This window comes from Haloferax massiliensis, from assembly GCF_001368915.1.
Classification (GTDB): domain Archaea; phylum Halobacteriota; class Halobacteria; order Halobacteriales; family Haloferacaceae; genus Haloferax; species Haloferax massiliensis.
Genome location: NZ_CSTE01000003.1, coordinates 191,172 through 215,978, shown reverse-complemented (window position 1 = coordinate 215,978; position 24,807 = coordinate 191,172). Strand labels below are relative to the sequence as shown.

The window sequence follows — 24,807 nt, the reverse complement described above, 5'->3', positions numbered from 1 at the left end:
GGTCAACATACACAATCGACTTAAATGTTTCTCCATTGATGGCGATTTATCATACACAATATGAGAATGGTATTGTGTATCAGTCCCGTACACTTATGATGAGCGACCATCGACAGGACGGTTATGGACTCCGACGCACGGCACGCGCTCCTCGCCGACGTCGACCGCGTGTGCGACCTCGTGGGGACGACGCTGGGGCCGTTCGGGACGAACAAACTCGTCGTCGAATCGGGCGGGCGCGTGACCACGACCGCTTCGAGTAGCCTGCTCCTCGAACGACTCGAACTCGACGACCCCGCGACGACCCTGCTCCGAGACGCGGCGACCGACTTCCGCGACGAGCGGGGGGACGGCTCGACTCGGATGGTGCTGTTGACGGGCGCGCTGCTCAGTCAGGCGGACGACCTCATCGAACGGGGGCTTCACCCCACGGTCGTCGCGCGCGGGTACAGGGACGCGTTCGACGTCGCTATCGACCGACTCGACGCGCGTGCCCGTCCACTGTCGCTCGTCGGTGCCGAGCGGGTTGCGGAGACCGCGCTCACCGGGACGCGGAACCCGGCCACCCGCCGACACGTGAGCGAAGCCATCGCGAACGCCGTCACCGACGCGTCGGCAGACGATTCCGTCGACGGCGGTCGGGCGAGCGTCGACGTGGTCGCGCGAATCGGCGGCGTCGGCGACACCGAACTCGTCGACGGTGTCGTCATCGAGACCCCGCTGGTCTCGGAGGCGATGCCTCGTCGTCAACGAGACGCCGGCGTCGCGCTCCTCTCGTCGACGGTGGACGTCCCTCGACTCGGCGGGGCGACCGACTCGTCCGAGCGGTCGATTTCACTCGACGTGGATTCGTTCGAAGACCGAGCGGACATCGGTGCGTACGAGCGCGACCAGTTCCGGCGGACGCTGTCGGACGCCGCCGAAGCCGGGTGCCGGTTCATCGCGACGCAGGGCGCAATCAACGACCGCGTGAAGACGCGGGTGGCAGACGCGGGCATCACCGCAATCGAGCGCGTCGACGACGACGTCATGCGGCGGCTCGTTCGAAACACCGGCGGGCAGGTCGTCCCCACGCTCGAAGACGCGACGCCCGAGACGATGGGAACCGCCGACGTGGGGTTCGAACGACTCGCCGGACGAGAGTTCGTCACCGTCGAGGGGACCGCCGAACGGGTGTACACGCTCCTGTGTCGCGCACCCGACCCGCGGTCGGTCTCGGCGTTCGAGGCCAGTGCCACGAGCGCCATCAGCGCGACGTTCCACGCGCTCGCCGACGAGCGGGTCGTCCCCGGCGGCGGGGCGACGGAAATCGACCTCGAACGGTCGGTTCGGGAGGCCGCGCGGGGGACCGCGAGCCGCGAACAGCTCGCGATGGAGGGGTTCGCTCGCGCGCTCACGGCAATCCCGCGACAGTTGGCCGCGAGCGCGGGACTCGACGGCTGGACGGGCGTGCTCCGCCTGCGCGTCGCTCACACGGAGGGCCGTTCTTCGATGGGCGTCGACGCGCTCTCGGGCGAGATTCGGGACGTTCTCGACGCGGACCCGGTCGTCGAACCGCGTCGTCTCCAGCGCGATATCCTCGGTGCGGCGACCGACCTCGCGGTCCAACTCATCCGAATCGACGGACAGCTTTCCGCGTCGGACCTCGCTGACGACGAACCGACGCCGCCGGTACAGTAACCGGCTCCCCGGTCGTCACTGTCTCTGTTCTGCGGAGCGCGAAAATCGCTTCGAGCTAGTCGTGTTCTATCTGCGGGTCGAGCTCGTCCAGATCGATACCGGGAGAGACGACGGCGTCGATGGTGGAGAGCTGTTCCGACGTCGCAACGGCGCTGTCGAGCGCCTGTGAGAAGACTCGTCGCGGCTCGACGACGCCGAGTTCCCACGCGTCCGCCGGTTCGCCGCGCGCGGCATCGAAGCCGACCGGTGCCGGGTCGGTCGCCGCGTCAGCGTGCGCGGTTCGAACGGCGGCGAGAGCTTCGAGCGGGTCGTAGCTGGCGTTACGGGCGAGCGTCTGCACGAGCGATTCGCACACGTCGGCGAACGCCTCGATCGCGAGTTGCTCTTTCCCCTGTACGCCGCTCGCGAACCGTCGAAGGTCCCGAGCGACCGCGAGCGGTGCCGCGCCCGCACCCGGAAGGACCTGTCCGTCCATCGCCGCGACCGCCGTCGTCTCGACGGCGTCTTCGACGAGTCGTTCGTGGGCCGTCCGCCCCTGTTCGGTGGGCGTCTCGACGACGACGGTGAACACCGGTCCCTCGCACTCCCCGATGGTCGTCCACTTCTCGTCTCCGACTCGCCGCTCGGTCACGCGCCCCGCTCGGCCGAGCTTCGACTCGTCGAGGTCGGAGACGTGGCCGACGACCTGCGCCCCCGTCGCACGGGCGACGCGGTGGACGTCCGATTTCGGGTACTGCGCGCGGTCGACGACCGCGACGCCCCGCGATTCGAGCGCGTTCTTGACCGCGTCATCGAGCTCCGCGCGCACGACGAGCACGTCGACACCGAGGCTGGCGACGCTCGCCGCCACGTCGTCTATCGCGCTGGTACGCGCCGCGGTGTAGGCCGTCACCGCCCCTGCCGAGCCGAGCGAGACGGCCGCGCCCTCGCCGCTTCCGAAACTGGTCGCCGTCTCTTCGACATCGATGTCGCGTTCGAGGACGGCGATTCGGGCGTCCGACAGAACACCTTCGACGGACGGTGTCCAGTCGAACGAGAGCCGGCTCTTCTCGCTCGTCTCGTGGGCACCCGGTCGTCGTCGAATGACGTGGCCGCGGACGAGTGCTACCCCGTCGCCGGCGCGCGTTCGCACGCTGACGTCGTCGGTGTCGAACCACTGCCCCTCCGTCGACCCCGCGAGCTCGGCGACCGCCGTCGAGACGACGTCGGCGTACGCGTCCCGACGAGACTGCGAGAGGTCGGTCGTCATGGCCGTGTCGGCGACCTCGCGAAGGCGGTCGCGGTCGGCGGCGGTAATCGGGCGCGCGAGGTCGTCGAGTACCTTCCCCGCCCGGTTCGCGGCCATCGCGTATCCGACCGTCAACGTGCCCTCGTGAAGGCCCGACTCGCTGAGTCGAGCACCTTCCTCGACGAGTCCGGCGGCGAGGAGCGCGGCGGTCGTGGTCCCGTCGTGGAGTCCGCGTCGGACGGAGTCGAGGCCGTCGACGAACAGCGCGGCAATCGGGTGAACGAACCCGTCACCGCGTTCTATCGCGTCGAGGAGTCGACCCGCATCGGCCGTCACGACGGTCTCGGGCACCTGTTGCCCGTCGACCGTCTGCACGAGAGATGTGGACCCTCGGGGGCCGTAGGTCGAAGCGAGGAGAGACTCGACCGCACGGGTCGCACCGACGACGTACGCTCGCGCCGCCTCGTCACGGGCGAGCCAATCGCCCGTCTCCGCGTTCGTGTCGTGAGCCATAGTTTGGCGGAGCGTAGCACGGTATATAAATCTATGTTCTGTTCGATTGCTGTCACCTCAACTGCTAAGTGGACGGGGCGAGATTCGTGATACCACATGCCACAAACTATCGGGTTCGTCGGCGTTGGAATCATGGGAAAACCGATGGCGGAGAACGTCCTCGATGCGGGGTTCGACGTCGTCGTTCACAACCGCTCGCGGGAGGCGGTCGACTCGTTAGCCGAGTTAGGGGCGACGGCCGCGTCGGCTCCGTCCGCGGTCGCATCCCAAGCGGATGTCGTCGTCACCGTCCTTCCGGACACCGAGGCGGTCGAGGAGGTCGTGTACGGCGACGACGGGTTGGCCGACGGCTTCGACAGCGGTGACGTGCTCATCGACATGTCCACAATCTCTCCCGTCGCCACAGAGCGGCTCTCCGAGGAGCTCGAAGCGGGGGGCGTCTCGATGCTCGACGCACCAGTCAGCGGCGGCGAAGAGGGGGCCAGAGACGGGTCGCTCTCGATAATGGTCGGCGGCTCGCGCGAGACGTTCGACGCGCACGCGTCGCTCTTCGCCGCGATGGGGTCGACCGTCACCTACTGCGGCGACGCCGGCGCCGGACAGATTACCAAGGCGTGTAATCAAATCGTCGTCGGGTGTACGCTACAGGCGGTTTCCGAGGCGCTCGTGTTGGCGCAGCGGGCGGGTGCCGACCTCGAAGCCGTCGTCGACGCGATCAGTGGCGGTGCCGCCGGCTGTTGGGCGCTCCGCGAGCGAGCGCCGCGGGTCATCCGCGGAAACTTCGACCCGGGGTTCTTCGCCTCGTATCAGTACAAAGACCTCAGAATCGCGACGGCGGCCGGAGAGGAGTACGGCTCACCGATGCCCGCGACGTCCGTCGTCCACGAGGCGTACAAGGCGATGGAGACCTCCGGGTACGGCCGCGACGACCACTCTGCGGTCATCAAAATCCTCGAAGACACGGTCGACGAGGCCGCCCGAATCGAGTAGCCCGAACCGAACGAGTGCGTTCCGCGGAATCGTGCGACAGTATCGAACAGCGCCCGTCGGTCGGTTCAGATACCGTGGATTCGACCACGGCGGTCGGGCGAAACCGCGCTCTCTCGGTCGGGTGTCCCTCGGATGGGTGGACGCGTTCGAACGGCGATTCTGAGTCGCCTTCACAGGTCCGTCTGCGTCCGTCCGCTCGGTTCCGTTTACCGATGATGAACGTGAGTATTGACAACACCCCACATGAGAGAGCGTCAACCCACGGATTACGATTCGAGAATAGGTGTACGTTCGGTGGATTTGTCCGGCTACCATATGAACAATAATGATGAACTCAAGTAACACGGAACAATCGTTCATTGATAGCTTCCGCCGTCGCAGTATCTGTACCTAATCACACACTTACACCCATACGGTTGTAATGGTGATGGAGAGACACCGCAAAACGTGCGTATCGGCGTCTCACAGGGCCGATTCGGGTTTTCGTGCGGCGATAGTAAACGGCGGGGCGGAAATCGAATATCACAGGACGGACGCTGGGAGCCTTCTCGTCCCGCGTTCGAAGGAGTGTTCATCGTGGGACTGCCGGTGTCGACGTCCCGCCGGGGTCGCGTGGCTTCGAACGCAGTTTCTCTCGAAGGGCGAACACGACGTGAGTTTCGGGCAAACCGAGTGCCGGGGGCGTGAGAGCATTTATTAGGTGCCCCTGTGTGAGCCGACGTATGGCACCGACTATCACGAAAATCGAGTCGACGGAATTCAGCTACACGCTCGACGACGTCGGCACGGACGGCCACGGGTTCAACCTCGTCTACGCCCCCGGTGAGACGACCGAGCGAAAACTGTTCGCGCTCCGGATACACACGGACGAGGGAATCACTGGCGAGTACATCGGTGGGAACTCGCCGGGCGCGGCGCAGATCAACACGTTCGCGAACTACCTCGTCGGGAAGAACCCCCTCGAACGGGAGCGACACTGGAGCGAGGTCAAGCGGGCGCTCCGAAAGTACGACCGGATGGGAATCGGCCCGGTCGATATCGCGCTGTGGGACTTCGCCGGGAAGTACTACGACGCGCCGATTCACGAACTCCTCGGGACGTATCGGACCCGACTCCCCACGTACGCGTCGACGTATCACGGCGACGAGGCGGGCGGTCTCGACTCGCCCGAGGCCTACGCCGACTTCGCCGAGGAGTGTCGTGACGCCGGGTTCCCCGGGTTCAAGATTCACGGCTGGGGCGGGGGCGACGACGCGCGAGACGTGCGCCGAGAGGTCGAGACGGTCCGGGCGGTGGGCGAACGCGTCGGCGACGAGATGGACCTGATGGTCGACCCCGCGTGCGAACTGGCGACGTTCGCCGACGCGTTGAAAGTCGGTCGCGCGTGCGACGAGTACGACTACCTCTGGCTCGAAGACCCCTATCGGGACGGCGGCATCTCCCAGCACGGCCACCAGAAGCTCCGCGAACTCATCGACACGCCGCTGCTCCAGACCGAGCACGTCCGCGGGCTCGAACCGCACACGGACTTCGTCGCCAGCGGGGCGACCGACTTCGTCCGCGCGGACCCCGAGTACGACGGCGGTATCACCGGCGCGATGAAAATCGTCCGCGTCGCCGAGGGCTTCGGCCTCGACGTGGAGTTCCACGCCCCCGGCCCCGCACAGAGACACTGCATGGCGGCGGCCCGGAACGCGAACTACTACGAACTCGCGCTCGTCCACCCGCTCGCGAACAACACCCAACCCCCGGTCTACCGCGGTGACTACTCGGACATGTTCGATACCATCGACGAGCGCGGGACCGTTCCCGTCCCGGACGGGCCGGGCCTCGGCGTCGACTACGACTGGGAGTACGTCGAAGCGAACGCGACCGGCAGCGTCCACATCTACGAGTAGTCATGACCTACAGGGCCGGAATCATCGGAACCGGGGGCATCGCTGGAATGGGAATCCTCGGGATGCACGACGACTCACAGATCGGGAAGGCGAAAGTGCGCGCGAGCCACGCCGGGGGGTACGACGAGACCGAGGACATCGAACTCGTGGCGGTGGCCGACGTCGACGAGGCGAAACTCGGTCGCTTCGGCGAGGCGTGGGACGTCCCCGAGGCGGGGCGGTACATCGGTCACGAAGCCATGCTGGCGAACGAAGACCTCGACGTCGTCTCGGTCTGCACGCCCTCGTACCTCCACGCCGACCACGTCATCGATGCGGCCCGCTCGGCGGCCGACCCGGACGTCATCTGGTGCGAGAAACCGATTGCCTCGGCCGTCTCCGACGCGGAGGAGATGGTCGCGGCCTGCGACGAGACGGCCACCGAACTCGTCGTCAACCACTCGTTTCGGTTCACCGACAAACTGCGTCGCTTACGCGACCTCCTCGTCGAAGACGAACTCCTCGGCGACGTCCGCTCGGTGGCGACGCAGTTCCGCATGGAGCTCATGCGTAACTCCACCCACCTCCTCGACACGCTGGTCTACCTCCTCGACGCCCGCGCCGACCGGGTCGCCGGCTACGTCAACGGGGAGAACGAGGCCGTCGAGTCGCTCGACGCGGCGGCCGACGTCGACGACGCCGGCGGTGGGGGGTTCGTCGTCACGGACGACGGGACGTTCGTCACCGTCGACTGTACCGTCCCGCGCGAGATTTCGTCGATGACGCTCCAGTTCGTCGGCACCGAGGGGAAACTGTACATGAACAACGACGACGGGGAGTGGCGGTACTGGCGGCTCGAAGACGGAGAGCACGTCGAGACCGACCTCCCCGGTATCGACGGCGCGTGGACCTGGGACGAAGATTACCGCAACGCGTTCCCGAACGCGGCGAGACACGTCGAGGCGATGCTCCGCGGCGACGCGGAGAACCCGTCGACGGGCGAGGAGGCGACGCGGTCGCTGGAGATTATCGTCGCGCTGTACGTCTCCGAGTTCACGGGCGGTCAGGTGAGCGTTCCCCTCGAACGGCCACTGCGCGACGTCGAAATCACGTCGTGGTGAGCGTCGGCCAGTCGGGTTCGGCGGGGGTCGCCGCGGTCACCGTCGACATCAGCGATGACGGGCGACGTCGGCGGCCACCCGAATCGCGTCGACCATGCTCGTCTCGCTGGCGATTCCCTCGCCGGCGATGTCGAAGGCGGTTCCGTGGTCCACGCTGGTTCGGACGATGGGCAACCCGATAGTCATGTTGACGCCGCTGACGCCCCCCGCCGCGTCGAACCCGAGCATCTTCAACGGGATGTGACCCTGGTCGTGATACATCGAGACGACGCAGTCGAACTCGCCTCGGGCGGCGCGGACGAACACGGTGTCCGGTGATATCGGTCCGGTCGCGTCGATGCCGTCAGCGACGGCACGCTCGACCGCGGGCGCGATTTCGTCGTCGTCCTCGTCGCCGAGGAGGCCGCCGTCGCCGGCGTGCGGGTTCAACCCGGCGACGGCGACGCGGGGGGACTCGATACCGAGGTTCCGGAGCGCGTCGTCGGTCACGCGGACGGTTTCGAGGACGTTCTCCGTCGTCACGAGCTCGCACGCCTCGCGGAGCGGGACGTGCGTGCTGACGTGGGTCACGCGCAGGTCGTCCTCGATGAGCATCATCGAGTAGTTCTCCGTGTCGGTCCGCGCGGCGAGGAGTCCGGTGTGGCCCGCGTGTTCGCTTCCCGCCATCCGCGTCGCCTGCTTGTTGATGGGGGCCGTGGCGATTGCGTCTATCTCCCCTTCGACCGCGAGGTCGATGGCGCGTTCGACGTACGCGAGACTCGCGGCACCGTACTCCTCGCGGAGTTCGCCGTGGACGAGGTCGTCGACGTTGTCGCAATCGATGACCGACAGCGCGGTCGGGTCGTCGTCGACGGACTCGACGGAGTCGACCGCGCGCACGTCGAACTCCGCGTCGCAGGCGTCTCTCGCGCGTCGCATCACGCCGAGGTCGCCGACGACGACCACGCGCGCGAACTCCGTCACGGACGGGAACGCTTTGACGGCGACTTCCGGACCGATACCCGCGGGGTCGCCCATCGTCACGGCGATTAGGGGGTTACTCGTGCTCATCGTCCCCACTCAAACGGGCGATGCACTTACGTATTGCCCCGGGGGTGCCGAACGCGCCGGCCTTCGTCACGACCGGGACGCCGTCGGCGACCCCACCCGACAGGCGACCGAGGGGAATCCCCTCTTCGACGGCCGTCCCGGAGAGGACCACGCCGTCCGCGTCCAGCGACTCGAAGGCGTCGGCGGCCACCGCGCCGCCGGTCACGAACATCGACCCCGGCGTCGGGGGTCCCTCGGCCCAGAGCCGTTCGACGGTCGAACCCAGCGTCTCGCCCACCCGAGCGCGGACCGTCGCGCCATCGATGCCGAGGCGTCGGCCCGCGTCGAGCGCGCGTCGCGGGGCGTCGTCGTCAGGCGCGGAGACCAACGCGGCGACCCCGCGGTCCGCGAGGCGTTCCGAACAGGCCGCGGCGGCGTCGGCGCTCGCACCGGCAGGGTTCTCGACGGCCCTCCCGAGGTCCAGCGAGACGACCGACTCCGCCGGGAGCGCGTCGAGTTGGTCGAGCGTCGCCGGGTTCGTGCTCCCGACGACGCAGAGGACCGTTCGGTCTCGCGGGGGAACCGACGCCGGGCCGGCACCGCTGGGGGGCGGCGTCTCGACGTATCGGGCGAGCCCCGCGCTCCCGACGTAGACGACGTCCAGTCCCGAACGTGCCGCGCCGTCCGCGAGGGCTTCGAGGTGCCGCTCGTGCGACGCGTCGGCGACGACGATGCCGCGGCCCGTCCGAGCCTGTTCCCGCAGCGCGTCCGCGACGGCCGCCGGTCCCGTTGCCACGCGGTTCACCGGCAACCGAGAGACGGGATAGGACGACGCGGAGTACCGCGTGGGGAGGTGCGACGTCTCGACGGGTTTGTCCGGGTCGTCGCCGGCGGCGGTCTCCGCGACCGGAGTGCCGTCGACGAGATGGTAGCCCTCGACGGTCGTCCGCCCGTTTCTCGGGGAAGCGGGTGCCACGAGCGCGAGGTCCGCCGCCGTCGCGTCGAGCACGGCGTCGGTCTCTCTCACGAGGTTCCCCCTGAGCGTCGAATCGACCTTCTTGTAGACGAACGAGTGGTCACCGGTGGCGACGGCGTCGAGGACCGCCGCCGCCGCCCTCGACGGGTCGGCGTACCGGCTGTCCGTATCGACGACCCAGACGTCCGTCTCGGCACGGGAGTTCCCCGACGGCGCGGGCGACGCCGAGACGAGCGTTCGGAGTCCGCGAGCGGCGAACTCGTGACCCGTGTCCGTCGCCCCGGTGAGGTCGTCTGCGATGACGAGTCCGGACGGAAGCATACACGTGGAGACGGGGGGGACTACTACTAAAATCCCTCCCCCGCCAGCGAAAAGACTAACACGGTGCTAGCCATGGATTGTGAACATGGGACATACGTTCGAAGGATACCGACGGTCGAACGGCCGGGTCGGTGTCCGAAACCACGTCGCCGTCGTTCCGACGTCGGTCGCGGCGTCTTCGGTCGCGTCCGCCATCGCAGACGAGGCGGGGGCGTGGGCGCGGGCGACGCCGCACCAACTCGGAACGAGCCAGCCCGACCCGGCACGACGACAGACCGAGCGCGTCCTCGTCGGGACCGGTCGAAACCCGAACGTCGGCGCCGCGCTCGTCGTCGAACTCGGAACGGAGGACATCGACGCCGAGACGGTTGCGGACGGCATCGCAACCGCGGGGAAGGCGACGGAGACGCTCACCATCAGGGAGGCGGGCGGAACCGCGAACGCGCTGTCGGAAGGTGCGGACCGCCTCGGTCGACTGAAAGCGGAAGCGGACCGCGCGAGGCGCGAAGAGGCCGACGTCTCCGAACTCGTCTTCGGGGTCGAATGCGGTGGGAGCGACGCGACGAGCGGAATCGCCGCCAACCCCGCCGTCGGTGCCGCGTGCGACCGCCTCGTCGAGGCGGACGGGACCGCCTCGTTCAGCGAGACGCCGGAGTTCATCGGCGCGGAACACATCCTCGCCGACCGATGCGTCTCCGAGGAGACGCGGGAGCGTATCTTGGAACGCGTCGAGGCGCGCGAGGGGATGGCCGAGCTGATGGGCGTCGACCTCCGCGGCGCACAGCCGACGCCCGGAAATCAGGAGGGCGGGCTGACAACTATCGAAGAAAAGAGCCTTGGAGCCATCTCCAAGGGCGGGACGACGCCGATTCGCGGCATCGTCGACTACGGTGACGAACTGCCGACGAACGGCGGACTCGTCCTCATGGACACGCCGGGGTACGACGTCGAGAGCGTCGTCGGGAAGGTCGCTGGCGGGGCGCAGGTCGTCGCGTTCACGACCGGCCGGGGGAGCACGACCGGGAATCCCCTCGCGCCCGTCATCAAGGTGACCGGAAACCCGAAGACGTGGGACCGGATGTCGAACAACATCGACGTGAACGCGGGGACGGTCTTCGACGGCGAGTCGATAGACTCGGTCGGTGCCCGCATCTTCGAGACGCTCGTCGAGGTGGCGAACGGCCGCCGCACTGAGGCCGAACATCGGCGGTTAGAGGAGTTCGCGATAAACGAGATACAGCCGGAAGAGCTGACCGCGGAGGTCAGCGGATGAAGGGCCGTGTCCTGGACGATGCGCTCCTCCGACTGAGCGCGTCCGACAACGTGGGAACGACAGTCGACGACCTCGACGCGGACACCGAAATCGAGACCGACGACCGGACTGTCGTCCTCGCGGGGGACGTTCCGTTCGGGCACAAGGTCGCGCTCGAACCGGTGGACTCGGGCGGAGAAGTCCGGAAGTACGGCGAGGTCATCGGAACGGCGACGCAGGCGATAGCGGTCGGCGAGTGGGTCCACACCCACAACTGCGAGAGTACGCGGGGACGCGGTGACCGCGCGGCCGCGGGAGGGGAGACGGCATGAGCACTCCGAGAATCTCCGGTCGGACGTTCGAGGGGACGCCGCGAGCGGACGGAACGGTCGGTGTCCGCGACAACGTCTTGGTTCTCCCGTCGGTCATCTGTTCGCACATCGTCGCCGAGCGAATCGCCGCGCGCGTGGACGGAGCCGTGGCGACCCCGCACGACCACGGCTGCGCCCAGCTCGGTGCCGACAACGAACAGACTCGCCGGACGCTCCTGTCGATAGCGCAGAACCCGAACGTCGCCGGAACGGTCGTGGTCGGACTCGGGTGTGAGGAAGTCCAGAGCGCCGAGGTGGCGACCGCGCTCGAATCCCGCGGCGTCACCGTCCGCGAACTGTCCATTCAGGGCGTCGGCGGGACCGACGAGTGCGTCGAACGAGGCGTCGAAGCCGCGACCGAACTCGCCCAGTCGCGGCGCACGTCACAGACGGTCGCCGACCTCAGCGACCTGACGCTCGGCGTCGTTTCGAGCGACCTCGACGCGTCCACGATAGAGTCTGCCGACCCGCTCGTGGGCCACGTCGCCGACGAAATCGTCGACGCCGGGGGTCGCGTGGTCGCCGCCGGTAACGAGCGTCTGGTCGCCAACCCGGACGAGGCGCGCGACGCCGCAACGGACGAGGCACGGGATTCGATGGACGCCCTCCTCGACAGACACGAGGGCCACCCGGCTCGCGCGACTCGCGTCGGCCAGTTCGCCCGCGACCGCCCGTTCGAGGACGTCACGCGAGCGTGGGGGGAAAACGCCGTCTCCGAAGTGCTCCCGTACGGTGAGCGCGCGACCCTCTCGGCGGGCCTCGCCGCCGTCGACGCGCCGTCTCGGTTCGCCGAGGCGACGACGGCGCTCGCCGCAGCGGGCGCGAACGTCGTCGTTCACGTCACCGGCGACGGAATCCTCTCCGGGCACCCGCTCGTCCCGGTCGTCAAGGTGACAGGCGACCCGGGGACCGCGGCGGCGCTCCCGAACGATATCGACCTCTCGGCGCGGCGCGGCGCGCCGGGCGACTTACTGGAGCGACTGGTCGCCGTCGCAAACGGCGAGGCGTGTCTCGCCGAGGGACACGGCCTGACAGAGTTCGCTATCACCCGCGTCGGCCCGTCTATGTGACGGCTCTGCTGAGTCACCGTGTTTTCGTTGTCGACGCCGCCAACCGGACGCCCAGCGCAGTTGCTCGGGAGAGTGCGTCGGTCGGCCGCGAGTTCGAGACAGAACGGGACGGCGACAGCGGCCGGAAGGGAGGGGAAACGAAGGTCGGTCGCGTGAATGTCCGGAAGGCACGCCTCTCGGCGTGCAGACCGCTACGAGTACGTCAGGTTGAGTTCGATGACGTTTGCGGCGCTCATGACCTGCTCTGGGACCACCGATTCGAACCGCTCGCCCTTCATCCGACTCGTCGGGCCGGAGACGCTCACGGCCCCGATAGCGTGACCGTCCGGGTTCTTGATGGGTGCCGCGATACACCGGAGGCCCGAGAGACGTTCTCCCTTGTCGTAGGCGTATCCGCGTTCGCGAACCGCCGCGAGCTCTTCTTCGAGCGCCTCGCGCGAGGTGATGGTCGTCGCGGTCTGTGCGGGGAGACCCCAGCGCTCGATGATCTCATCGACTCGCTTCTCGGAGAGGTACGCGAGGATTGCCTTCCCGAGCGACGTACAGTGGAGCTTGACGCGCATGCCGGCGTGCGTGTCGAGCGAGACCGCCTGTTCGCCCTTCGAGCGGAAGAGGTAGACGCCTTCGCCGTGTTCTTCGACGAGCAGGTTCGCGAGTTCTCCGGTCTGCTCGGCGAGTCCGTTCACCTCGGGCTTCGCCACCTCGTAAAGCGGCATCCGGTCTCGGGTGTGTTCGCCCAGACTGAGGAACTTGAGGCCGATGCAGTACTTCCCGTCTCGCTGGACGACGTACTCGTGTTCTCGGAGCGTTCGGAGATGACTGTACACCGTACTCTTCGGGAGGCCGAGTTCGGTGGCTAACTCCGTGACGCCCGCTGATTCCCGCTCTTTCAGCGCTTCGAGGATTTCGAGCGAGGTCCCCAACGCCCCGATCGTGTTTGCCATGTTCGTTCCCATTCTAGACACTGGTTAACATTCATCGTTAATAATTGTTGTTCACGATTGTCGGATATCTGTTCGTCATCGCTAGGTACCCGCGTCACTCGCCCGCGAACGGAGTCGGGACCATCGCGGTGAAAAGTCGATGTTTCGACGCCGGAGTTGTCGACGGCGAAACCGTTTTGCCAGGAGCGCGTGTCTCCCTCAGACATGCATCGCGTGAGATTCCGCGACCCGGCGGGGAGTGTCAGAACCGGCGAATGGACCGACGACGGAGTCTCGTTCGGTGGAAGAACGTTCGACCCGACAGCGGTCGACATTCTTCCGCCGTGTGAGCCGAGTAAAATCGTATGCGTCGGTCTGAACTACGAGAAACACGCCGAGGAGACGGGGATGGACATCCCGGAGCGCCCGCTGCTGTTCCTCAAGCCGCCGAACGCGCTCGCAGCGCACGGAGACGCGGTCACCCTTCCCGCCGGGAAAGAGCGCGTCGATTACGAAGCCGAACTGGGCGTCGTTATCGGCGAGCAGTGCCGGAACGTCGAACCGGACGACGCGATGGACGTGGTCGCCGGGTTCACGTGTCTGAACGACATCTCGAACCGAGACGACCAAGAGGTCGAACAGAACTGGATTCGCGGCAAGGCGTTCGACAACAGCGCACCGCTCGGGCCCGTCGTCTCGACCCCCGACGAGGTCCCGGCAGACGCGAGCATCGAACTCAGAGTCAACGGAGAGACGAGACAGGACTCCTCGCGGGCCGATTTCATCTTCACGATTCCAGAACTGATCGCAGAGATTACGACGTACATGACGCTCGAACCGGGGGACGTGATCTCCACCGGGACCCCCGAAGGCATCGGTCCGCTCTCCGACGGCGACCGTGTCGAAGTCGATATCGAGGGCATTCGGACGCTGGAGCATACCGTCCGGTCCGACTGACCGGAAAGCGGGGTTCCGCCCAAAGGTTCATGTGCAACGATAACACATGGTGTGTTGTACGGGAGGAAGAGGCGGCACATCAGACTATCAGCCATCGGTCGCGTGACTAACTGTGACACCGCCGCAACCAACCCGTCTCTTCTTTCCGTTACTTCCGGCCCATCCATATCGTGAGCGGGCCCCTCGTCCACTCGCGGCGATACGGAACTCACATCCCTCAGTAACAATTATGTAGTAGTGGGCGTTCCGTCTTTTCATGCGCTACCACGCACTTGCGGGGACAGAGCGTTCAGCACTCGCTGCGTCCGACGGCGACGACGTCTACGATCTCACCAGTGCGAACCCCAACGTAGAGACCTTCTCTGATCTCGCTCGGGCGGCAAACATCACTGAGCAGACTATCGACGACGTCGCCGAGGGGCTCATCGACGACGCGGAGCGACTCTCTTCCGACTATCTCGACGAGCGAATCGGGCGTCCGGTGGCTCCCGACGAGGTGTGGGCCACGGGCGTCACGTACCACATCAGCGAGCAGGCGCGAGAGGCCGAAAGCGGGACACCGGACGTCTACCTCGACGTTTACGAGGGGGACCGTCCCGAAATCTTCTTCAAGGCGACGGAGAGCAGGACGGTCGGTCCACGGGAGACAGTGGGTGTCCGAGGCGACTCCACGTGGGACGTCCCAGAGCCCGAACTCGCGGTGGTCCTCTACCGGGGTGAGATAGTCGGTTACACTGTCGGCAACGACGTGAGCAGTCGTTCCATCGAGGGCGAGAACCCGCTGTACCTGCCGCAAGCGAAGATATACGACCGCTGTTGTTCAATCGGACCGTGCGTCGCGTCCACCGAGTCGGTGAGCGACCCGCACGGGCTCGAAATGTCGATGCGCATCGAACGCGACGGGACCGTTCTCTACGAGGAGTCGACCTCGACGTCGGAGATGGTGAAGTCGTGCGAGGAACTCGTCTCGTACTTCACTCGACACAACGTCGTCCCCGAGATGGCGGTCTTGTTGACCGGGACGGCACTCGTCCCCGACGAGGGATTCACCCTCGAACCCGGTGACCACATCGGCATCGAAATCGACGACATCGGCGTCCTCGAAAACACGGTCACGACTGTCTAACGCCGGTCGGTACGAGAGCACCCGGCCGAGCGACCCGTCCCGTGGCGTTCCCGGCTTCGAATCACTCCACCTCCCGAGTCCAGTTCACTATTACCGGATGGTCCGACCCGCGAACGTGACGAGCGGGTGTCGAATCGGTTCGATATCGACCTCTCGACCCGCACGTTCTACGAACTCTATCCGAGAAACCGCCGGCACGCAGCTCTCCGTTCGCTATCGTCGCACAGCGTCGGGAGAGTCGTGTTACATTTCTATTATCGTAACGGTTCGTTGCTAATCCGGCCGAATCGACCGACCGGCGCGGGGTCCCGTTCGACGCGGTGAAGTGAAGCTATCGCCGTCGCGTTCACCATCGTCGAACAGATTGCCACCAATCGGTTCGAGCCGGTGGACGCCGCGACGTTCGAAAGTATCCGACACGTATTTCAGAGCACTCCGTGAATGACAACCAATGACATACTCACGTGGGTCGGAGCTATCCACGGTCTACGACCGGGCGCGAACGAGCGGGTACGGGTTCGTCGCGAGCAACATCACGGAGACGAACATCCTGACCGGACTCGTCCGCGGCGCGGAGCGTGCCGATTCGGACCTCGTCGTTCAGGTGAAGCGCGACACCGCCGCGTTCGCCGGAAACGGCGACCCCGACACGGGGTTGGATATCCTGGCGACGCACGTCGAGAAACTCGGCGAAGACGCCGACGTCGGCGTGTTTCTCAACGTCGACCACGTTCCCGCAGACGACCGCGCGTTCCTCGAATCGTGCGTCGCCTCCGGGGTCCCCTCCTCGCTGATGGTCGACGCCTCGCACGAGCCGTTCGAAGAGAACGTCTCGCGCACCCGCGACGTGGTCGAGATGGTTCGAAACCGCGAACAGGATATGCTCGTCGAGGCCGAACTCGGCATGATCAAAGGTCTCGAAGGCGGCGTCGAGACGACCGAAGCGTACTACACCGACCCCGAACAGGCCGTCGAGTTCGTCGACAGGACGGGGGTCGACCTCCTCGCAATCTCCATCGGGACGGAACACGGCGTTTCGAAGGGGCGCGACCTCGAACTCCGCCCGGACATCGCACGCGACGTGGGGCAGGCGTTGGCGGACCACGGCCTCGACACCCCGCTTGTCGTCCACGGGTCGTCGGGGCTGTCCGATAGTCAGGTCCGAGAGCTCCTCTCGACGGGGGTGTGTAAACTGAACAAGAACACCAGATATCAGTACGAGTTCGCCAGGACGGCCTGCGAGTTCTATCGGGACCACGAGTCGAGCATCCTCCCCCCCGAGGGCGTCGACGACGACCGACAGGGGTTCTTCGGCGACGCGGAGTGGTCGCCGGACAAACGCGACTTCACGCCTCACCGGGTCTGCCGGGAGGTTCAGGACCGAATCGCCGACGTGATGACGGAGGTCGCCGCGCTCTCCGGGAGCGCCGGTGAGAGCCTGTACGCGTGAGTCCCATGGAGACGGCAGACGACCCACTCCTCCTCGGAGTCGACGCGGGGTTGACGAACGTCAAAGCCGCGGTGTTCGATACCGACGGGAGAGAGCGGGCGGTCGCGGTTCGGCCGACACCGAACGAGCGCCCCCGCGCCGGCCGCGTCGAGCGCGACCTCCCGGCGTTCTGGGACGTGACGTGTGAGACGATTCGAGCGGTCCTCGGCGAGTCCACCGTCGAGGCGGATGCCATCGCCGGGGTCGGCGTCTCCGGCCACGGACACGGACTGTACGCCCTCGACGACCGCGGACAGCCGGTCAGAGACGGAATCACGTCCTTGGATAGCCGCGCGAGCGACGTCGTCGAGGCGTGGGACGAAAGCGGCCGCTCGGAAGCGGTTCGCGCGATTACGGGGTACGACCCGTTCGTCGCCGATCCGTTGAGCATCCTCGGGTGGATTCGGCAGGAAGAACCGGCGGTCTACGACGCCATCGACCGGCTCCTGTTCTGCAAGGACTACCTCAAATATCGGCTTACGGACGTCGTCTGTACGGACGAGATGGAAGCGAGCGTCTTCTACGACATCGACGATGAGGCGTACTCGTCGGAGCTGTTCGACACGCTCGGACTCGGCGACTGCGCTGACGCGCTGCCGCCCGTCGTCCAGAGCACGGCGGTCTGTGGCGAGGTGACGGCGGCGGCGGCCGACGAGACCGGACTCGAAGCCGGGACGCCCGTCGCGTCCGGCCTTCACGACGTCGGCGCTGTGGCGCTCGGGTCGGGCGCGTTCCGACCGGGGCAAGGGTCGCTCATCGTCGGTACGTGGGGGCAGAGCATCTACGTCTCCGCCGACCCGAACACCGCCGACGGCGGGGGGCTGAGTCGGCGCTACCTCGGGGACGCGTGGCTCCAGTACCGCGGAACACGGTCCGCCGCGGCCGCGGTCGACTGGTTCACTCGGGAGTGTTGTCGCGATTGGGACGACGAGGCGGCGTCCGACGCCGCGTTCTACGCCAGACTGAACGAGGCGGTAGCGGAGGTCCCAATCGGCTCGAACGGGCTCGTGTTCCTCCCGAACCTTCAGGGGTCGACCGACGACCCGGACGAACGCGGCGCGTTCGTCGGCCTGACTATCGAACACGACCGGGCCGCGATGGTACGGTCGATATACGAAGGTGTCGCCCTCTCCTTGAGCGACCGACTGCTGGAACTGGCGTCCGGAGACGGGCTCACCGACGTTCGCCTCGGCGGCGGCGGCGCAAAGAGCGCCGTGTGGTCCCAGATGTTCGCCGACGTTCTCGGCGAACGGGTCGCCGTCCCGACGGGTCAGGAGGCGGGCGCCCGAGGTGTCGCCATCTGCGCCGGTCTCGCCGTCGGCCTGTACGACGACGTCGAATCCGCCGTCGAACGCGTCGTCGGGGTCGAACGCCGGCACGACCCGACGCCGGCGCACACTGACGCGTACCGGGAGGTCCACGACGCGTACCGACTGGCCGCCGAGGGGACCGCCGCCACGTGGGAAAAATTAACGTCGATTGAGCGGGAGACCCAAACGAATGACGATTGAAACCGTGCTCCTCTGCGGAGACCCACAACAGCCGAGCGAGTACATGTACGAGGCGGCGTCGTTCCTCGAATCCGAAGGCGTGTCGCTCTCCCGTATCGACTGGAAAGCCGACGTCTCCGCGGAACGGTTTCGAGAAGTCACGATGGAGATGGAGTCGAGGGGGCCGTCCGATTACGACACGTCGAGTATCGAAGCGCACCTCGACGGCGTGGACGCTCTCGTCGTTCACAAAGCGCCGGTCTCCGCGTCGGTAATCGAAGCGGGCGACTCGCTGCAGGTCGTCGGGGCCGCACGGGGAGGCGTCGAGAACGTCGATATCGAGACCGCCGAAACGAACGACGTCGCCGTCCTCCACGCGCCCGGACGGAACAAGAACGCGGTCTCCGACTACGCCGTCAGCCTCTTGCTCGCGAAGGTCCGCGAGATTCCGCACCACACGAGCGCGCTCCACGCCGGCGAGTGGAGCCAAGAGTTCGACCCGGACCGGTTACCCCGCGACGTCGAGGCGATGACCATCGGTATCGTCGGGTTCGGAAACATCGGCCAACAAGTCGCCCGACGGCTCTCGGGGTTCGGCCCCGAACTCCTCGCGTACGACCCCTATCAGGACGAGTCGACGTTCGACGACGCCGGTGTCGAACGCGCGACGCTCGACGGCCTGCTCGAACGCGCGGACGCCGTGACGCTTCACGCGCGACTGACCGAGGAGACGCGAGGTCTGCTCGGCGGGGACGAGTTGGCTCGGATGAACCAGTCCGCGATACTCGTCAACTCCGCCCGCGGGGGGCTCGTGGACGAAGCCGCGCTCGTCGACGCGTTGCGAACGGGGTCGATTGCGGGGGCGGCGCTCGACGTCTTCGAGACCGAGCCCCTCCCGGAGGACCACCCGTTCCTCGAAATGGACAACGTCGTCCTCTCACCGCACACCGCGGGGTCGACGCGCGACGCCGTGACGAACGGCCCCCGGATGATTGCCGAGGGAATAGAGAGCCTCATCGGCGGCGCGGACCCCGACAACCGAATCGCCTGACCGACTCCGGAACCGAGTTCGGCGGCCGGCATCCGGGATTCCGCCGTACTCGCCCGTGTCGAACCGCCGCCTCTGGCGTCGGTACATCGGTCGAGAGCAGAGCGGTCACGGCGCGAGCGTCCGGCCGTTACTCGACCGCCTCTAGCAGCCCCTTCAGATACCCCGTCGCGTACAGTCGCCCGAGCGTCATGTACCCCGGGTTCGAGTTCTCCTCGCCGGCCATCGTCGGGACGTGGTCGGGTCGGACCGGGCCCTCGAAGCCGATGTCGCGGTACGCCTGGACGCAGGCGCGCATGTCGGTCGGCCCCTCGTCGTGCCACGTCTCGACGAACCGCTCGCTCGTTCCCTCGACGTCGCGGAAATGCACGAAGTTGATTCGGTCGCCGAAGCGCCGAATCGTCTCCGGGACGTCCGCGCCCATCGCGGCGAAGTTCCCCTGACAGAAGGTGATTCCGTTGTGTTCGCTGTCGTACATCCCCATCACGCGCTCGTAGTGCTCCGGCGACGTGATGATTCGGTCGACCCCGCGGAGGTTCTCTATCGGCGGGTCGTCGGGGTGCAAGGCGAGTTTCACGCCCGCTTCCTCGGCGACCGGGACCACCTCGTTGAGGAAGTGTTCGAGAGCGTCCCACAACTCGTCGGCGCGTACGGGGGCGAGTTCCTGTTCGGGCGCGTCCTCCATGAACTCGTTACTGTACGCCGTCGTCAGCGACCCTCCGCGGGCAGGAAGCGCCGTCGAGGTTCGCGCCCAGCGCTTGCCCGCCATCCAGTCGTAGGCGACGACCGGCACGCCGAGTGAACCGAGGTTTCGGAGGTACTGCTTGAACCGCTCTATCTCCTCGTCGCGACCGTCGCGCCCGAGTCGAGTGTCGTCGGAAATCGGGACACAGCCTTCGATGACCCCGACGTCGAGGCCGTAGTCACGAAACTCCCGAGTCAACGCGAGCAGTTCGTCGTACTGCCACGGTCGCGACCCGTCGCCGATTTCGAGCGTGTGGACGACGGCGGTGTCGACGCCGACCTGTTTCGCGAGGTCCCACCGTTCGTCGCGCTCCGGCGGTAGTATGAGTGATGGCTCCATACCACACGGTTTCGTTCGAGCGTTATCAGTGTTTCTCGTGCATCCACGGTCAGTGGTCGCCCGTTTCGAGGACGTCGTCGGCGAACTGCCCGTCTTCGAACTCGACGGGGGTTGGCTCTTCGACGACGCGCAGGTCGTCGCGTTCGCGCGCCTCCTCGACGAGCGGTGCCGACGCGGCGATGCGGTCGAGGCGCATCGTGTCGCGAATGCGGACGACGCGCGGCGCTTCGAGGGCACTCACGCCGACGGTGGACAGCGAGGCGATGAGACCGGACCGGTCGGTTTCGACGGCCGGCGGAATCCGAGCGGCCCGCGGTGTGCTCGCGGTGAGAACGTTGACCAGCGTGTCGCCCCAGTTCAGTTCCTCGAACAGGTCCGCGTGGACGAAGTCCGCCGACCCGAGTCCCGAACCGTTCCCGTGGGAGGCTGGCGTCAGCCCGCGAACGAATATCCGTGTGATGTCCGGTTTCGGCGGGTCCGGTTCGAACCCGTACACGATTCGGCCGATGACGTTCGTGTCCATGCCCGCCCCGGAGACGTCCTTTCCCATCCGGTCCACCACGAGCACGTCGAGCTCGTCGAACGGGATGGTCGGGAGGCGCTCGTAGGCGAGTTCGAGGAGTTCCGCCTCTCGGTCCAAGAAGCCCGACGGCGGCACCCCCTCGATGAGCGCGGTGTCGTCGTGTTCGTCCTCGACGATGGCGATGCCGCCGGCAATCGGGAGGTTCTCGACGTGCAGACGCGCGATTTCGGGGAGCATCTCCCGAAAGCTCCAGTCGGCGGCCCAGTCGTGTGCCGCTTTCGCGCCGCGCTGTTTCCCCATCCCGATGACGAGCATTTTCGAGAGCCCAGACTCCACGTCGCCCTGAAAGTCCGTGTGGGGCTTCACGCGGTTGACCGGGATTATCGCGTCCGCGGCCGCCGCGTTCGCGTCCGCGTGGACCTCGACGTCTCGGACGGGCGTCTTCCCGATGACGACCGTGTCCATCGTCGCTCGAATCTCACAGCCGATGCGCGCTTCGGTGACGCCGAGCGCTTCGAGCATCTCGCGTTGGCCCTCGGCGGTAGCGCCCCCGTGGCTCCCCATCGCCGGGAACACGAACGGCTCGTACCCGCGGTCGTCGAGCGCGTCGACGACGCCGCTAACGATGGTCGGGAGGTTTGCGATACCGCGACTCCCCGCCCCGACGGCGACTTCGCCGCCGTCCGGAACCGCGTCGAAGTCGAGCGTTTCGACCGCATCGAACACGCTGTCTCGAAGCTCCGCTTTCGGAATCGGGTCCGTCTCCCACAACTGTTCGACGATTCCCATCTCCGGGACCGAGTCCATGCCGCTCACTTCGAGGACGGCCTCCTCGGAAATCGGGACTGGTCCGTCCCGCTGAGTGCCGTTATTTGCCATATGCTATACCTTCGCACAGTCTGAGAAAAGTCTGCCGCCGTCAGCCCTCGGCTTCCAGAGTCACCGCGGACGCCCGCGAGAGAGTTCGGCTGACCGCTCCGCGGGGGGAGCGTCCGAACCGGCCTACGTCACCCGTCCGGTGCGATGAGTTCGACCGGATGGACGACCTCCCGTTGGAACAGGTCGCCGAGTTGTTCGGTACAGGAGGTCCCGCTCGCAACGAGCGTGCGGTCGGTCGCGTCCGCGAACTGCGCTTCGAGATCCCCCCCGACGTCCATGCTGAGTTCGTAGTACTCGCTTTTGTAGCCGAAGCTCCCCGCCATCCCGCAGCACTCGACGTCCGAGGTGAGGAGGTCGAAGCCGAGTTCCGTCAGGACGGCTTCAGTGTACGTCTCGACGCCGAGGGTGCGTTGCTGGCAGTGGCTGTGGTACGCCAGCGGCTCCGACGGCTCGGCGAGCACGCCCGCGTCGGCCCCGGTGTTGAGCAAGCCGTAGACGTACTCCATGACGTCGTAGGAGTTCTCTGCGAGTCGCTCGTGTGTCTCCTCGTCGAGGAGCTTCCCGTACTCTCGGCGGAACGCGGCGAGGTCCGAGGGCTCGATGACCGCGACGTCGAACCCGTCGTCGATGTACGTCGTCAGGTCGGCGGCAACCGCGGACGCTCGCCGAGTTGCGGTCCGTATCATCCCCTGCGAGAGCGGTGCCCGGCCGCTCTCCTGCGGCGTGGCGAGTTCGACCTGCGCGCCCAGCGCTTCGAGCGTCCTCACCGCCGCCTTCCCCCGGTTCACGAGCACGTAATTGGTGTACGCGTCGGGGTAGACGACGACCTCGCGCCCGTCGTTGTCCGGCGAGTCGCGGGCGGCGAACCAGTCGGTGAGCGTCTCCCGCTCGAACGTCGGGAGGTCGCGCCGGGCGTCGACGCCGAACAATCGCTCCATCGCCGACCGCACCGGTCCGAGTTCCGCGAGTCGGTTCGAGAGCGGTGCCGTCGCCGACCCGACCCTCGCCAGCGTGCCGAAGTTCCCGAACAGGCGCTTCTGCGCGTCGAGGCCCCCGGGCTCCGCATCGGGAGTCAGCCCCTCGACGAGGAAGTCGAAGGCGCTTTCGTCCGGTTCGTGGTTGATTCTGTCGCGGACGACCGTGTTTATCCACGGGATATCGATTTTGACGGGGCAGGCGTCAGCACAGCGCGAACACCCCGTACAGAAGTCGTTGAACGTCGCCGCCGAGTCCTGTCCGTGAACGCCGGCTTCCCACCCCGTCGCGATGCCGCCGGTGTAGGTCTCGCCGCCGAACGCGTGTCCGCCGACGTGCTGGAAGTTCGCACAGGAGTTCGCGCACGCCCCGCACCGGATGCAGTAGAGCGTCTCTTCGAGGTGGTCGTCCCCTCGCATCGCCATCCGACCGTTGTCGACGAGGACGAGGTGGAACTCCCTGTCGTCGTCGCCCGACCCGAGCGGTTCTGTCGGCCGAGAGAAGTCGATGGTCGGCGACTCCACGGGCGGGGTGAGCATCGTGACGTACTGGGAGATGGGCTGTCCCGTCGCCGCCTTCGCGATGAGTTCGACGAAGGGTTGGAGTTCGTCGGCGCTCGGGATGATTTTCTCGACGCCCGCGACCGCGATGTGCGTGTTGGGGGTCACCGCGGTCTTGCGGGCGTTCCCCTCGTTCGTGACGAGCGTAATCGTGCCCGAATCCGCGAGGACGAAGTTCGCACCGGTCATTCCCACGTCCGCAGAGCGGATGTGTTCTCCGAGGTAGTCGCGCGCGAACGCCGTGAGCTCTTCCGCCGTTTCGAACGGTTCGTCCGGGTCGAAGCGGTCGTTGAACAGTCGAGCGACGTCTTCCTGTGACCGGTGGAGCGAGGGGCCGACGAGATGCGACGGGGATTCGTCTGCGACCTGCAGGACGAACTCGCCGAGGTCGGTCTCCCAGACGTCGACGCCGACGTCTTCGAGGTGGTCGTTGACGTCCAACTCCTCCGTCGTCATCGACTTCGATTTCACCACGGTCTCGGCGTCTTCGCCGTCGACGACGCCTTCGATGTACCGATTGGCGTCCGCCGCGTCGTCGGCGACGTACAGCTCGCCGCCGTTCGCTTCGACGTTCTCGCGGAGCCGGTCGATGAGTTCCGGTAATCGGTCGATTGCGTCTTCCTTGATTCGGCGCGCCCGACCGCGGAGGTCCTCGTAGTCGTCGAAACTCTCGGAGACTTCGTACCGGTCTTCGTTGAACACGGTCGTGTTCTCGCGAATCGCGCCGCCTTCGGTCTCCAGGAGATGACGGATGTGCCTCGCTTTCTCCCGGCGGTCTTCGAGGCTCATAGTCCCTCCACGAGGACCACGCGCACCGTTTTCGGCCCGTGGACGCCGTTCACGAGTGCGCCCATATCACCGGTCGCGCTCGCACCGGTGGCGAAGACGACCGACCCGCCGTCGGAAAACCGCCCGGCGAGGTGCGGCATCGCCTCGGTCACGTCCGCGAGGACATCGCTCTCGCGGACGACGCCGACGTGGGTCGGCGGGTAGAGCGAGACGGGTTCGTTCCCGGCGGCGTTCGACTCGACGACGAGCGTCCCGTACTGCGCGATGGCGCGTCCGACCGGCGTGACGCCGGTCTGCGCTTCGGTGAGGGCTCTCGGCGTGAGTTCCGTCGTTACGGGGGTGTCCTTCAGCGAGACGCCGTCGAACCCGAGCGGGGTTCCGACGGCCGGTTCGTCGACGACGCCCGCGAGCGTCTCGGCAAACGTCGCGGGGGTCGTACGCGTCAACTCCACGCCGACGTCCGTGAGCGACCGTTCGAACGCCCCGATAGTACCGGTAGCCATGACAGTATCATGCGGGACGGAAATGATAATTGT

Annotated in this window: 20 protein-coding genes; 12 read left to right on the top strand and 8 right to left on the bottom strand. The window is 66.7% G+C overall.

What is annotated here, in order from left to right:
- Nucleotides 1-123: 123 nt before the first annotated feature.
- On the top strand, nt 124-1,680 hold the full coding sequence (locus tag BN996_RS14555; RefSeq protein WP_042662167.1) for a TCP-1/cpn60 chaperonin family protein: 1,557 nt from the start codon (nt 124-126) through the stop codon (nt 1,678-1,680).
- Between the two features lie 55 nt (nt 1,681-1,735).
- Here BN996_RS14555 and BN996_RS14550 read toward each other — a convergent pair whose 3' ends face one another.
- A complete protein-coding gene (locus tag BN996_RS14550; RefSeq protein WP_089780268.1) occupies nt 1,736-3,421 on the bottom strand; it encodes a TCP-1/cpn60 chaperonin family protein in 1,686 nt (561 codons plus the stop codon).
- A 96-nt stretch (nt 3,422-3,517) separates the two neighbouring features.
- On the opposite strand from BN996_RS14550, the gene BN996_RS14545 reads away from it, so the two are divergent.
- The 3 genes from BN996_RS14545 to BN996_RS14535 all read left to right on the top strand — a co-directional run bounded on the left by BN996_RS14545 (nt 3,518) and on the right by BN996_RS14535 (nt 7,409).
- A complete protein-coding gene (locus BN996_RS14545; RefSeq protein ID WP_089780267.1) occupies nt 3,518-4,411 on the top strand; it encodes an NAD(P)-dependent oxidoreductase in 894 nt (297 codons plus the stop codon).
- A 722-nt stretch (nt 4,412-5,133) separates the two neighbouring features.
- Nucleotides 5,134-6,309, top strand: a complete 1,176-nt coding sequence (locus BN996_RS14540) for an enolase C-terminal domain-like protein (protein WP_089780265.1) — start codon at nt 5,134-5,136, stop codon at nt 6,307-6,309.
- Nucleotides 6,310-6,311: 2 nt separating this feature from the next.
- Entirely contained in the window at nt 6,312-7,409 is a 1,098-nt protein-coding gene (locus tag BN996_RS14535) for a Gfo/Idh/MocA family protein (RefSeq protein ID WP_089780263.1), read from the top strand.
- A 48-nt stretch (nt 7,410-7,457) separates the two neighbouring features.
- Here BN996_RS14535 and pdxA read toward each other — a convergent pair whose 3' ends face one another.
- Together pdxA and BN996_RS14525 are read right to left on the bottom strand one after the other, a co-directional pair.
- Entirely contained in the window at nt 7,458-8,459 is a 1,002-nt protein-coding gene (gene pdxA / locus BN996_RS14530; RefSeq protein ID WP_089780261.1) for a 4-hydroxythreonine-4-phosphate dehydrogenase PdxA, read from the bottom strand.
- On the bottom strand, nt 8,446-9,735 hold the full coding sequence (locus tag BN996_RS14525; RefSeq protein WP_089780259.1) for a four-carbon acid sugar kinase family protein: 1,290 nt from the start codon (nt 9,733-9,735) through the stop codon (nt 8,446-8,448). The genes pdxA and BN996_RS14525 overlap by 14 nt, the downstream gene beginning before the upstream one ends.
- Before the next feature lie 85 nt (nt 9,736-9,820).
- Between BN996_RS14525 and BN996_RS14520 the strand changes: the two genes are divergently transcribed.
- From BN996_RS14520 to BN996_RS14510, 3 genes are read left to right on the top strand one after another with little or no spacing between them, the layout of a single operon-like run.
- Complete coding sequence (locus tag BN996_RS14520; RefSeq protein WP_089780258.1) at nt 9,821-11,008, top strand: UxaA family hydrolase; 1,188 nt, start codon at nt 9,821-9,823, stop codon at nt 11,006-11,008.
- Nucleotides 11,005-11,319, top strand: coding sequence for a UxaA family hydrolase (locus tag BN996_RS14515; RefSeq protein WP_089780256.1), 315 nt, complete (start codon nt 11,005-11,007; stop codon nt 11,317-11,319). The genes BN996_RS14520 and BN996_RS14515 overlap by 4 nt, the downstream gene beginning before the upstream one ends.
- Nucleotides 11,316-12,428, top strand: a complete 1,113-nt coding sequence (locus BN996_RS14510; RefSeq protein ID WP_042663672.1) for a UxaA family hydrolase — start codon at nt 11,316-11,318, stop codon at nt 12,426-12,428. The genes BN996_RS14515 and BN996_RS14510 overlap by 4 nt, the downstream gene beginning before the upstream one ends.
- Nucleotides 12,429-12,619: 191 nt before the next feature.
- Here the strand turns inward: BN996_RS14510 and BN996_RS14505 are convergent, their stop codons facing one another.
- Nucleotides 12,620-13,384 carry an IclR family transcriptional regulator gene (locus BN996_RS14505; protein ID WP_042663671.1) on the bottom strand — a complete coding sequence of 255 codons (765 nt, stop codon included), beginning with the start codon at nt 13,382-13,384 and terminating at the stop codon, nt 12,620-12,622.
- A 192-nt stretch (nt 13,385-13,576) separates the two neighbouring features.
- Between BN996_RS14505 and BN996_RS14500 the strand changes: the two genes are divergently transcribed.
- From BN996_RS14500 to BN996_RS14480, 5 genes are all read left to right on the top strand, one after another.
- Entirely contained in the window at nt 13,577-14,308 is a 732-nt protein-coding gene (locus BN996_RS14500) for a fumarylacetoacetate hydrolase family protein (RefSeq protein WP_042663669.1), read from the top strand.
- A gap of 256 nt (nt 14,309-14,564) precedes the next feature.
- On the top strand, nt 14,565-15,434 hold the full coding sequence (locus tag BN996_RS14495; protein ID WP_042663667.1) for a fumarylacetoacetate hydrolase family protein: 870 nt from the start codon (nt 14,565-14,567) through the stop codon (nt 15,432-15,434).
- 451 nt (nt 15,435-15,885) lie between these two features.
- Nucleotides 15,886-16,884, top strand: a complete 999-nt coding sequence (gene fba / locus BN996_RS14490; protein ID WP_089780254.1) for a class II fructose-bisphosphate aldolase — start codon at nt 15,886-15,888, stop codon at nt 16,882-16,884.
- A gap of 5 nt (nt 16,885-16,889) precedes the next feature.
- A complete protein-coding gene (locus BN996_RS14485) occupies nt 16,890-18,434 on the top strand; it encodes an FGGY-family carbohydrate kinase (RefSeq protein WP_042663666.1) in 1,545 nt (514 codons plus the stop codon).
- Entirely contained in the window at nt 18,424-19,464 is a 1,041-nt protein-coding gene (locus tag BN996_RS14480) for a 2-hydroxyacid dehydrogenase (RefSeq protein ID WP_089780253.1), read from the top strand. The genes BN996_RS14485 and BN996_RS14480 overlap by 11 nt, the downstream gene beginning before the upstream one ends.
- A gap of 127 nt (nt 19,465-19,591) precedes the next feature.
- Here the strand turns inward: BN996_RS14480 and BN996_RS14475 are convergent, their stop codons facing one another.
- The 4 genes from BN996_RS14475 to BN996_RS14460 form a co-directional block, all read right to left on the bottom strand.
- The gene (locus tag BN996_RS14475) at nt 19,592-20,545 is read right to left on the bottom strand and encodes a mannonate dehydratase (protein ID WP_089780251.1); all 954 of its coding nucleotides are present in this window, start codon (nt 20,543-20,545) and stop codon (nt 19,592-19,594) included.
- 49 nt (nt 20,546-20,594) lie between these two features.
- Complete coding sequence (locus BN996_RS14470) at nt 20,595-21,947, bottom strand: nickel pincer cofactor-dependent isomerase, group 22 (RefSeq protein ID WP_089780249.1); 1,353 nt, start codon at nt 21,945-21,947, stop codon at nt 20,595-20,597.
- Nucleotides 21,948-22,075: 128 nt separating this feature from the next.
- Entirely contained in the window at nt 22,076-24,271 is a 2,196-nt protein-coding gene (locus BN996_RS14465; RefSeq protein ID WP_089780247.1) for an LUD domain-containing protein, read from the bottom strand.
- The gene (locus BN996_RS14460) at nt 24,268-24,774 is read right to left on the bottom strand and encodes an LUD domain-containing protein (RefSeq protein ID WP_089780245.1); all 507 of its coding nucleotides are present in this window, start codon (nt 24,772-24,774) and stop codon (nt 24,268-24,270) included. The genes BN996_RS14465 and BN996_RS14460 overlap by 4 nt, the downstream gene beginning before the upstream one ends.
- Nucleotides 24,775-24,807: the final 33 nt, after the last annotated feature.

Bases quoted from the DNA above. Each gene is read 5' to 3' on its own strand.
- BN996_RS14555 (WP_042662167.1), top strand. From the start codon at position 124: ATGGACTCCGACGCACGGCACGCGCTCCTCGCCGACGTCGACCGCGTG.
- BN996_RS14550 (WP_089780268.1), bottom strand. From the start codon at position 3,421: ATGGCTCACGACACGAACGCGGAGACGGGCGATTGGCTCGCCCGTGAC.
- BN996_RS14545 (WP_089780267.1), top strand. From the start codon at position 3,518: ATGCCACAAACTATCGGGTTCGTCGGCGTTGGAATCATGGGAAAACCG.
- BN996_RS14540 (WP_089780265.1), top strand. From the start codon at position 5,134: ATGGCACCGACTATCACGAAAATCGAGTCGACGGAATTCAGCTACACG.
- BN996_RS14535 (WP_089780263.1), top strand. From the start codon at position 6,312: ATGACCTACAGGGCCGGAATCATCGGAACCGGGGGCATCGCTGGAATG.
- pdxA (WP_089780261.1), bottom strand. From the start codon at position 8,459: ATGAGCACGAGTAACCCCCTAATCGCCGTGACGATGGGCGACCCCGCG.
- BN996_RS14525 (WP_089780259.1), bottom strand. From the start codon at position 9,735: ATGCTTCCGTCCGGACTCGTCATCGCAGACGACCTCACCGGGGCGACG.
- BN996_RS14520 (WP_089780258.1), top strand. From the start codon at position 9,821: ATGGGACATACGTTCGAAGGATACCGACGGTCGAACGGCCGGGTCGGT.
- BN996_RS14515 (WP_089780256.1), top strand. From the start codon at position 11,005: ATGAAGGGCCGTGTCCTGGACGATGCGCTCCTCCGACTGAGCGCGTCC.
- BN996_RS14510 (WP_042663672.1), top strand. From the start codon at position 11,316: ATGAGCACTCCGAGAATCTCCGGTCGGACGTTCGAGGGGACGCCGCGA.
- BN996_RS14505 (WP_042663671.1), bottom strand. From the start codon at position 13,384: ATGGGAACGAACATGGCAAACACGATCGGGGCGTTGGGGACCTCGCTC.
- BN996_RS14500 (WP_042663669.1), top strand. From the start codon at position 13,577: ATGCATCGCGTGAGATTCCGCGACCCGGCGGGGAGTGTCAGAACCGGC.
- BN996_RS14495 (WP_042663667.1), top strand. From the start codon at position 14,565: ATGCGCTACCACGCACTTGCGGGGACAGAGCGTTCAGCACTCGCTGCG.
- fba (WP_089780254.1), top strand. From the start codon at position 15,886: ATGACATACTCACGTGGGTCGGAGCTATCCACGGTCTACGACCGGGCG.
- BN996_RS14485 (WP_042663666.1), top strand. From the start codon at position 16,890: ATGGAGACGGCAGACGACCCACTCCTCCTCGGAGTCGACGCGGGGTTG.
- BN996_RS14480 (WP_089780253.1), top strand. From the start codon at position 18,424: ATGACGATTGAAACCGTGCTCCTCTGCGGAGACCCACAACAGCCGAGC.
- BN996_RS14475 (WP_089780251.1), bottom strand. From the start codon at position 20,545: ATGGAGCCATCACTCATACTACCGCCGGAGCGCGACGAACGGTGGGAC.
- BN996_RS14470 (WP_089780249.1), bottom strand. From the start codon at position 21,947: ATGGCAAATAACGGCACTCAGCGGGACGGACCAGTCCCGATTTCCGAG.
- BN996_RS14465 (WP_089780247.1), bottom strand. From the start codon at position 24,271: ATGAGCCTCGAAGACCGCCGGGAGAAAGCGAGGCACATCCGTCATCTC.
- BN996_RS14460 (WP_089780245.1), bottom strand. From the start codon at position 24,774: ATGGCTACCGGTACTATCGGGGCGTTCGAACGGTCGCTCACGGACGTC.